This window comes from Pseudomonas sp. EU05-FHT14B02, assembly GCF_058791055.1.
Genome location: NZ_JBYTDD010000008.1, coordinates 180,326 through 182,305, shown reverse-complemented (window position 1 = coordinate 182,305; position 1,980 = coordinate 180,326). Strand labels below are relative to the sequence as shown.

General features: G+C 55.8%; 2 protein-coding genes. Both read left to right on the top strand.

Going from position 1 to position 1,980, the window contains the following annotated elements; all coding sequences use genetic code 11:
- The coding region (locus tag AC3WTM_RS10620; protein WP_492587610.1) for a type I secretion C-terminal target domain-containing protein at positions 1-381 on the top strand (381 nt) is incomplete at its 5' end.
- An 89-nt stretch (positions 382-470) separates the two neighbouring features.
- The coding region (locus AC3WTM_RS10615) for a nidogen-like domain-containing protein (protein ID WP_492587608.1) at positions 471-1,980 on the top strand (1,510 nt) is incomplete at its 3' end.

Below are 1,980 nucleotides of genomic sequence, written 5' to 3'. Positions count from 1 at the left end.
CTCACCGGTGGAGCCGGCAACGACCTGTTGATCGGCGGCACGGGCCTGGACAAGCTTTATGGTGGCACCGGGGCCGACAAATTCGACTTCAATGCCTTGAGTGAAATGGGCCTGGGCGCCGCCCTGCGCGATGTCATTGGCGACTTCAAGACCAGCGAAGGCGACAAGATCGACCTGTCGACCCTGGACGCCAACCTGGCGACGGTGGCCAATGATGCATTCAGCTTCATCGGCTCCAGCGCCTTCAGCAGCAATGCCACAGGGCAGCTACGGTTCGCCGGCGGCATCCTCTACGGCAGCACCGACGCCGACACTGCCGCTGAGTTCGAAATTCAGTTGGTGGGGGTGAGCAACCTGCAAACTGCCGACCTGATTACCTGATCGGCCGGCCGTTGCCTATCTGATGTTTCATCGTTGTCCCGAAAACAAACTGACAAGAAAGTTTTAAAAAAAATGACAGGGGTGTTGATATGGCTAGCTTGATAAACGGTCTTGGTGGTGCAGCGGGTTTCGGAGAGAACCAGCTGACTCGAAACGATGACAGCTACACCTCCTACATTGATATCAGCACTGTTTTCGGAGCTGCCGGACTCAATTTCTTCGGCACCAACTACACCGATATTTCCGTCAACAACAACGGAAACATCACATTTGGCGGCGGTCTTTCCACCTATACCCCCTACGGCATGCAAGATTCCAGCAGGCCGATGATTGCTCCCTTTTTTGCCGACGTCGATACCCGTGGTGGAACGGTCAGTGCCACGCCGGGCGGCACATCGACCGGCAGTAACCTGGTCTATTACGACTTCAATTCCGCAGGCAATGGCACGCTGACCGTTACTTGGGATGACGTCGGCTACTACAACAGCAAGGTAGATAAGCTCAATGCCTTCCAACTCCAGCTTGTTGGAAAGGGCAACGGCAACTTCGATGTCATCTTCAGATATGAAACCGTCAACTGGACGACCGGTAGTGCCAGTGGCGGCACCAATGGCCTGGGAGGAACCGTTGCCCGTGCCGGTTACTCGACTGGCGACGGTTCCTCCTGGTATGAACTGCCGCAATCGGGAAATGAATCCGCCATTCTCGAACTGGAAACCACTCCAGGTAACACAGGGGTAGCCGGTTATTACAAATTCAGCATCGTCAGCGGCACATCCGGCAATGACAACATGCAAGGAACTGCCGGAAATGACTCGCTCTATGGCTCATCGGGCAATGACGTCATCAATGGCTTTGCCGGAAATGACGTACTCTATGGCGCAGCGGGCAGCGACAGGCTCTTGGGCGGCCTGGGAGACGACACTTACATCGTGGATGCGCTGGATACGCTTGTTGAACTTGCCAACCAGGGCACCGACGTCGTTCAGGCAGAAATCAGCTATACACTCGGCGACAACATAGAGAACCTGATTCTGACCGGTAGTAGCAGTATCAACGGCACAGGTAACGCCCTGAACAACACCTTTGTCGGCAACTCATCAAACAATGTATTCAATGGCGCGGCGGGCACCGACTTTGTTTCGTATGCCTATTCCAACTATGGCGTCAGCGTCAACCTGTCCAACACCAGCTCGCAATATACGTCCCAAGGCTACGATACATTCGTGTCTATCGAGGGCGTCATCGGTACCGATGACTCCGATACACTGACCGGCAATGCCCTGGCCAACATCCTTATTGGCGGCGCAGACAACGACACTCTCAATGGCGGTGCCGGCAACGACACCCTCGATGGCGGCAGTGGCGCCGACCAAATGACTGGCGGCGATGGCTCTGATGTCTACTACGTCGACAATGTCGGCGATATCGTCAGCGAGACCAATACTGTCGCCAGCACCGGTGGTACCGATACCGTTAACAGCTACCTCGGGACCTACACCCTGGGCGCCAATGTCGAGAACCTGCGCTTGATGTCGACCGGCACTGTCCACGGTGCCGGTAACAGCCTCAACAACGTCATCGACGCCGGGGCTGGCA